Raw genomic sequence first — 7006 nt, 5'->3', positions numbered from 1 at the left:
TCCTCCAGCGCGAGGCGCGCGGCGTCGTCCCGCGCAAACAGCCGAGAGGCCGCGCCGAACCGGCGCGCCGCGGCGCCGAAGTCTCCGGTCCGAAAGGCGTCGAGCCCCTGCGCGGCCAGAGCGCTCGCCGCGTCGCGCGCGCCGCCGGTCGCCTCCGACGCCGCGGCGAGTTCCTTCGCGGCCGCGGCGTAACTGCCGGCGAGCCAGAGGGAGATCCCGCGCTCGCGCCGATCGACGCCGCAGAGCGCGCGGACGTTGATCAGCGCCTGCCACCGCTCGCCGACGAAGAAGGCGCGGTGACGCGCCGAGGGGCGTCCCTCGACGTACGTCTGCCGGAAGCCGTTCGCCGCGGCCAACGCCCCCAGAACGGCGACCGTCGCCTTCCGGCCGCCGGTGACGTCCACGACGACGTCCTCGGGCCGCGGATCCCCCGCGGCGGCCCGCTCGCCGACCACGACCGCGGCGATCGCGGCGCCGTCGAGCCCGTCGCCGATCGAGCGCAGGCGAAGGACGGGCCGCTCCGGCGCGATCGCGGCGCGGACAAGCTCCGCGTGCGGCAGCGAGCCGTCGGTGTGCAGCAGAACGACGATCTCGGCCGGACTGGCCAAGGCGGCGAGGATCGGCGCGTACGGCTGCGTCCCCACCGGCACGAAGGCGATCTTCGCGGGACGGTTGCCCGTCCCGACGCGGCGCATCGCCTCCGCCGCCCAGCGGAAGACCTCGCGGTCGTAGTCGTCCTGGGCCGCTTCGGGCGCGGCGAGATCGAACGCCTCCGCGGCCGCGCGGCGGCGGGCTTCGAGTTCGGCCTCCGGAACGTCGATTCGCGGGATCTCGATCACGGCGGGCTCCTAGACCATCACGTCTTCGTCCGGCGCCTCGACGTACGTGCCGCAGCCGACGATCTCGAGGGCGGGGACGCAGCGCGCGCAAAGCTGGTAGATCCGGACGGAGTCGGTTTCGGGATCGATGAGCTTGGCCATCAGGCGGCGGATCGCCTCGAGACGCTTCGGCGTCACCTCGCCCTCGAAAACGCTCTTCTGCACCCGCTCGAGGTGCGCCTTGAGAGCCTTCGACACGCGGTTGCGCCGGCGGTCCTTGACGACGTCGTAGCTGACGACGACGTGAATCACGCTCACCTCGGCTGGTGCGCGATGTACTCCGGGGTCTCCCCCCGCAGCCACCGCGCGAAATGGTACGCCTGCTCGACGACGATTTGCGCGCCCGAATAGCGGCCGGCGCGCGGCGCGTAGAGCACGTCGCGGCGCAGGCGGCGGAAGAAGGCCTGAAGAATGATCTTCCGCCCCGCGGCGTCGAGCAGGACGCCCGGCGCGTCGGCCGCCGTCCCCGCGCCGCCTTCCGGATCCGGCGACTCCTCCTCTTCCGCCGCCAGGACGTCGCCGCCGTTCGTCTCCGGCCGCACGACGTGGAAGTCGCCCGGACCGACCGCGCGGTGGTTGACCAGGTCGAGCACCAGGCTGTCCACGAAGAGCGGCCGGAACTCCTCCATCAAGTCGAAGACCAGCGTCGCCGCGCCGTGCCGCGGCGCGTGCAGCGCGCCGAGATGAGGATCGAGCCCGGCCCGATAGACCGCACCTTCGACGACCGTTTGCAGAAGGGCGTAGCCGAAGCTGAGCAGGGCGTTGACCGGATCGCGGGGCGGGCGGCGATTGCGGCCGGCGAAGGAGAACTCGGAATTCGTCAGCAGAGTGCCGAAGACCGCAAAGTACTCCGCCGCCCCCATCCCCTCGAGGCCCCGGATGACGGCGACGTCGCTCTCCACGGCGCAGCGCTCTTCGAGGCGGGAGAGCTTGACGATCGCCGCGGCGCGGGACTTGTCGGGCCGGCGCGCCTGAAAGCGCTGCAGCAGCCGCCGCTGGTTGACGAGCTTCCCCCGGACGATCGCGCGCGCAGCGGCCCCCGCCTGAAGCGGATCGAGAAGGCGGCGGTACTGGGCGATGCGCAGTTCGACGTTGCCGTGCGCCGCCCCGACGAGCCGGCCGCGGTACTGGCCGCGCTGCGTGAGAAAGACGGTGTCGATGCCCCGCTTCAACAGTTCGGCTCGCGCCGCGGAGGTGAGCTCGATCGACCCCATCGCGACGACTTGGGCGATCTCCGCCAGGCGCACGCGGGCGAGGAGCGCCTTCTCCCGCGAAACGACCAGCTCGCCGCCCTTGAGCGCGATCTGCGCCCCCTGCTCGTTGACGACCACGGTCCTCACGCCGCCCCCGTTCCCTCGCCTTCCGCGGGCGCGGCGGCGTCGGAGGCCGCGCCGGCGGCGACCCAGACAAGCGTCTCGATCCCTTCCTCGGAGCGCCGCACGTACGCGCCCTCGGGCAGATCGACTCGCTCGCGGCCGCCGGCGGCGATCACCTCCAGCAGCGTCTTCTTGAGGCCCGCGATCTGTTCCTCGAGTTCGCCGCGCCGCCGTTCGAGCGCGCCGAGAAGACGCGCCAGATCCTCCGGGGTCCGCCGTGCCGCGTCGCCGAGCACCGACTCCTCGACGGACTGCGGCGTCGCGGCGATCCCCTCGACGTGCCGCAGCGGCGTCGGGTAGAGCCCCGCCGCCTCGTCGAAAACGCAGGAGCAGGCCACCATGCCGGCGAGGTGGGGCACCCGCTGCCGGATCCGCGAACAGGACGACGGACTGCCGCGCAGCGGGCTCTGCATGAACTCCACCGACGGGACGTCCTCGCAGCGGCCGAGGAGAAAGTTCACGGCCAGCGGTCCGGCGACCAGATGGCCGACCGTGTTGCGGAGCACGGCGATCTCCGCCGCGGAGACGCGCCGGTGCTCCTCGATCCGCCGCCGAAGCGCGCCCAGCACCGCGCAGCGCTCGAAGAGCGCCTTGACCTGCGGATCGCGGTCGAAGTCGGCCTCCGTCCACGGCGGGGGCGGCGGCGGCGGCGCGGGGCCGAGTTCGCGGTCGGGCATTTCCCGCACCACGCCCCGCTCGGCCGGTCGGCGTCGCGGCGCGGGCGCGGCGCCGACCTTCTCGCGCAGGAACGTCTCGGCGGCGGCCAGCGCGGTCTCGTCGGCGCAGGGGGTCGCGCGGAGCAGCTCGTGCGCGTCGTCCACCGGGCGGCCCTCGCGGTCGAGCAGACGCGAGCGGCGCCCCGTCTTGAGGTGGACGCCCAAGGGGAGCTTGATCAGATTGCCGATGCCGCCCCGCGCGTCGCCCTGCTTGGGGAAGAACTCCAGGCTGAGGTCTTCGCCTTCGGGATCAAGCCACGCGAGAAGCTGCCGGCCCAGCGGATAGACGCGCGCCGCCGGCTGCGGCGGATCGAGGAAGACCCAGAAGTGCCGTCCTTTGTACCCCGAGCTCTCCATCAGCGCCGGCAGGCCCAGCTCGCCGAAGCGCGCGAGGATCGATTGGCTCACGGCGCGGATCCCCTCCCGCGTGCGTCGCGCCGCCTCCGGGTCCCCTTTCGCCCGTTCCAAGGCGGTCTTCGTGACGTCGAGATCAACGGCGAAGAACGACACGCGCCCGTCGTGGCGCAGCGGGTAGACGCCGAGCGTGAGGTTGCCGAGCAGGTGGTTGCGCGCGCCCTGCGGCGTGAGCGGCTCGCGGACCGGCGCGTAGCCGACCCGGCCGTTCTCGTCGCACCACATCCGGGCGTGCACGTCCTCGCGGCCCGCGAAGCGATGGAGGAAGCGCGTCACCTCGGCGTCGGTGGGGACGCGCGCCGGCGTTTCGCCGACCGGGGCCGGCGCCGGGGCGCGGCGGACGGCGGGGCGGTCGTCGAACAGCCCGGCGCCTTCCTCCTCCTCCTGCGGCGAGGCGAGGAAGTCGTCGAGCATCCCTTGCAGTTCGAGGGCGACGGCGTCGTCGGCGTCGCGGCGCGCCGATTCGGCGGCGACCAAGGCGCGCGCCTGATCCAGGCGGCCCGCCTCGAGCAGGAGCTCGAGTTCGTCGCGCAGCGGATCGGCGTCGTCGGCGGCGAGCGAGCGCCAGCGGCGCAGGAGGTCGAGGGCGTCGTCCACCCGTCCCGCCGCCCGGCGCAGGCCGGCGAGCCGCCGCAACGCCTCCGCGTCGAGCGGATCGTCCACGAGGACGCGCTCCCAGCAGGCGGCGGCCGGATCGACGAGACCGAGCCGCTCCGCCAGCGCGGCCACGCGTCGCCGCTCGGCGCCGTGATCGGGCGCGTCCGGACCGAACAGATCGGCCGCGGCGCGCAGCGCCTCGAAGTTGCGGCCGTCCGCGAGAAGCCCCTCGATCTCGCGGACGAGTTCGCCAACGTCCATAGCGCCCCCCGGCGAAGAACGTCGCGCCCCCGGCGCCGAGCGTCAATCGGCGGCGGGAGAACGTTCCTTGACGCGAACCCTCAAACGTCCCAGTCCGAAGCTGCAGCTCTTGCCGACGCCGAGAACGACGCCCGCCCCGAGGACCGCGAGCAGCGGATCGGTCCAGCCTCTGTAGGTGCCGTGGCCGACGACGCCGCCCAACGGCACGTCCCGACGCTGACGGGCCGAAAAGCGAACGCCGTCCTTCCAGCGCCACGCCTCTTCGAGCGGCTCCACGGCCTCCGCGGAGGCGATGACGTCCTGCGTGAGCGGCAGCGCCGGCGCGCCGCCGCCGAAGTAGGCGGAGAGCGAGGCCGCGCGACGCGCCGCGGCGAAGGTCAGCGCGCGGGGCGAGAGGCGCGGCTCGGCGTTGATCGCCGCCGTGAGCCGCACCGGACTCACGGTCCAGAGCTGCAGGGACGGCGCGCCGCGCCAGTCTCGAACGCGGCGACGCACTTCCGCGCCGACGTTGATCGGCGCGCCGCGCGGGTCAACTTCTCCGCCGGCGCCGATCGTCGTCCACGACGTGATCCGGCCGCGGATCGCCTTCGCGCCGAGGCCGCGCTCGAAGATCCGCTCGAGCGAGGCGACGACCGGATCCGCGAAGCGCGCCGCGGCGCCGACGAGCGCGACGTCGAACCGGCCCGAAGCCCACTCCGCCTCCGTGGCGGAGACGATCAGCGGATGCGGCGGCGTGAGAGATCCGGCTTCGGGGCGACGCGGCTGCGGCTCGAAGAGCGTGCAGTAGGGGCAGCACGCCTCGGGCGGGCAGACCTGGCCGTCGTGGGGCCGGCGCGCCGTGCGCCGCAGCTCCGCGCCCAAGGCCCCGCGCAGCACCGACGCCGGCTCGCGCCACGCGAGCGGCAGCGGCACCTCGAAGCGGGCCGAGAGCCGCAGCATCGGCAGTTCGACCAAGGCGTCGAGGAACGCCTCCTCGAACGCCGCCGCGGGCGCGTCGCTCATTCTTCGGCCGCCTCCGCCGCCGCGGCAGGAACGACCCGCGCAGAGGCGAGGAGCGCCAGAGCCTCGCGAAAGTCGGCGACGATGCGCTGCCCGGCGTCGGCGAAATCGACGCCGTCGATCGACTTCATCGTCCACGCATGGTCCAAGCCGTTGCGCAGCTTGTCCAAGATCTTGACCGACCGCCGCAGCACGTCGACCGCCCCGCACGCATCCGCGGCCTCGTACGTCGGCAGGCACTTCGCCTTGAGCTCTTCCCTGCCGTTGAAGCTCCACACGTCGGGTTTCCGGTTCACCATCTGATAGAAGACGTCCGCCGCGCGGCGGCGAGCCCGGTCGTCGGCCGAGCCGATCTTCTTCTCGCCGCGCAGGCCGAGGCTGCCGACGAACTCCCGAAGGGCCGTGAACGCCTGCATGAACAGCTGATGAGCCAGCATCTTCTCGGCCAAATCGAGCTGGTGCGCGTAGTAGTCGAGATCGTAGCGGCCGGTCGCGGGGCCTTCGCCGGCCAGCGGAGCGAGCAACCCGCGCGAATACTCGGCCAAGATCCGTTCCACGGGCGTGGCATCGCTCTTGGTCGCGACCGCCAACCGGTCCTCGGCGGCGCGCGCGGCAGCTCGGATCCCGTTCACGTTCGCCACGCGCAGGCCGACCGACAACGCCTCAAGATGCGCGTGCAGGTCGGAATCGCGGAGGCGAGGCGCCACGAACTCCGGCGCGTTCTTCGCGACCGCGGTCAGCGGCCGCGCGTCCGCCTCGCGGACAAGGGCCGCGACGGCGTCCGCCCAGTCGTCCACGGCGAGGAACGCGGCGATGTCGACGATCGGCGACCGCTCGCGGTTCTTTTCGTACGCCCCGTAGAGAACGTGATCGACAGTGACACCGCGCGCCTTCCGCAGGAAGTTGAGCGCCGTCGCCGCGACCAGCGGGATCGTGCGGTAGCTGTGCGTGAGGTCGATGGTCAGTCGGTCGCCCTGCTGCACGCAGCCAAGCAGCGCCTCGAACCACCCCCACTGACCTTCCGCGGACATCTCCTCGCCGATCGAAACCAACAAAGTCCGCTTCCGCACCTCCGCGGACAAATGCTCGAGCAGCGCGCCGTAGTGTGCCGCCTTCGCGGCGTCCGTCGCGACGATGTACACGGCGTCGAAGGAGTCGCCGTCGAGCAACTGCATCTCGGCCGACTGGACATACGGCGTCGGGTTCGCTTCGCGATCCCCCCACACATAGCGAGTCTCTTGATAGGCGCCGGTTCCCAAGAAGCTGATGTAGACGTTCCGCCCCATGACTTCCTCCCCTCTCGGAGCCTGATTTTGCGCCTCGGCGGGGCCGAGGCCAAGAGGCGGGCGCACCGCCCCACTTCTGGACGGACGACGCCGGCGTCGCTGACACGGCCCGCCGCCGTTTTGCTAGACTCCCCCTCGAGGGAGGGGCGCGGGATGGCCGCGGGGGTTCCGTTATCGACGCATTTGTTCCTGGTCGGGCTGCCGATCGCGGTCGCGGCGGCGGCGCTGCTGCACTACCTGCTGAGGGGGCGGCGCCGTGGGCGTTGAACAGTTCGAGATCTCGCTGATCGTCGCGATCTACATGGTCGCGCTGATGGTCATCGGCTTCTTCGCCGAGCGGCGGACGAAGTCGGTCGAGACGTTCTTCCTCGCCAACCGCTCGCTCGGGTCGTGGGTCACGGCGATCTCCTCCACCGCCGCGTCGGAGAGCGGCTGGGTGGTGCTGGGGGCGGTCGGGCTGGCCTACAAGGACGGCGTGT

Annotated in this window: 7 protein-coding genes; 1 reads left to right on the top strand and 6 read right to left on the bottom strand. The window is 72.4% G+C overall.

The window, feature by feature from the left end:
• From LLG88_05460 to csx2, 6 genes are all read right to left on the bottom strand, one after another.
• Nucleotides 1-839, bottom strand: an 839-nt coding sequence (locus LLG88_05460) for a hypothetical protein (GenBank protein MCE5246356.1), incomplete at its 3' end; no start/stop codon positions are given.
• Between the two features lie 9 nt (nt 840-848).
• Nucleotides 849-1136 carry a CRISPR-associated endonuclease Cas2 gene (cas2, locus tag LLG88_05455; GenBank protein ID MCE5246355.1) on the bottom strand — a complete coding sequence of 96 codons (288 nt, stop codon included), beginning with the start codon at nt 1134-1136 and terminating at the stop codon, nt 849-851.
• Nucleotides 1133-2218, bottom strand: coding sequence for a CRISPR-associated endonuclease Cas1 (gene cas1 / locus LLG88_05450; GenBank protein MCE5246354.1), 1086 nt, complete (start codon nt 2216-2218; stop codon nt 1133-1135). Before cas1 ends, cas2 begins: the two co-directional genes overlap by 4 nt.
• The gene (locus LLG88_05445; protein ID MCE5246353.1) at nt 2215-4242 is read right to left on the bottom strand and encodes a CRISPR-associated primase-polymerase type A1; all 2028 of its coding nucleotides are present in this window, start codon (nt 4240-4242) and stop codon (nt 2215-2217) included. The genes cas1 and LLG88_05445 overlap by 4 nt, the downstream gene beginning before the upstream one ends.
• A gap of 42 nt (nt 4243-4284) precedes the next feature.
• Nucleotides 4285-5244, bottom strand: coding sequence for a CRISPR system precrRNA processing endoribonuclease RAMP protein Cas6 (gene cas6 / locus LLG88_05440; GenBank protein ID MCE5246352.1), 960 nt, complete (start codon nt 5242-5244; stop codon nt 4285-4287).
• On the bottom strand, nt 5241-6527 hold the full coding sequence (gene csx2, locus LLG88_05435) for a TIGR02221 family CRISPR-associated protein (GenBank protein ID MCE5246351.1): 1287 nt from the start codon (nt 6525-6527) through the stop codon (nt 5241-5243). Before csx2 ends, cas6 begins: the two co-directional genes overlap by 4 nt.
• A gap of 256 nt (nt 6528-6783) precedes the next feature.
• On the opposite strand from csx2, the gene LLG88_05430 reads away from it, so the two are divergent.
• On the top strand, nt 6784-7006 hold a 223-nt coding region (locus LLG88_05430; GenBank protein MCE5246350.1), incomplete at its 3' end, for a sodium/proline symporter.

The sequence above is a fragment of the bacterium genome (assembly GCA_021372775.1).
GTDB lineage: Bacteria > Acidobacteriota > Polarisedimenticolia > J045 > J045 > JAJFTU01.
Note: the sequence above shows the minus strand (reverse complement) of the source record. Positions and strands in the feature narration are given on the sequence as shown.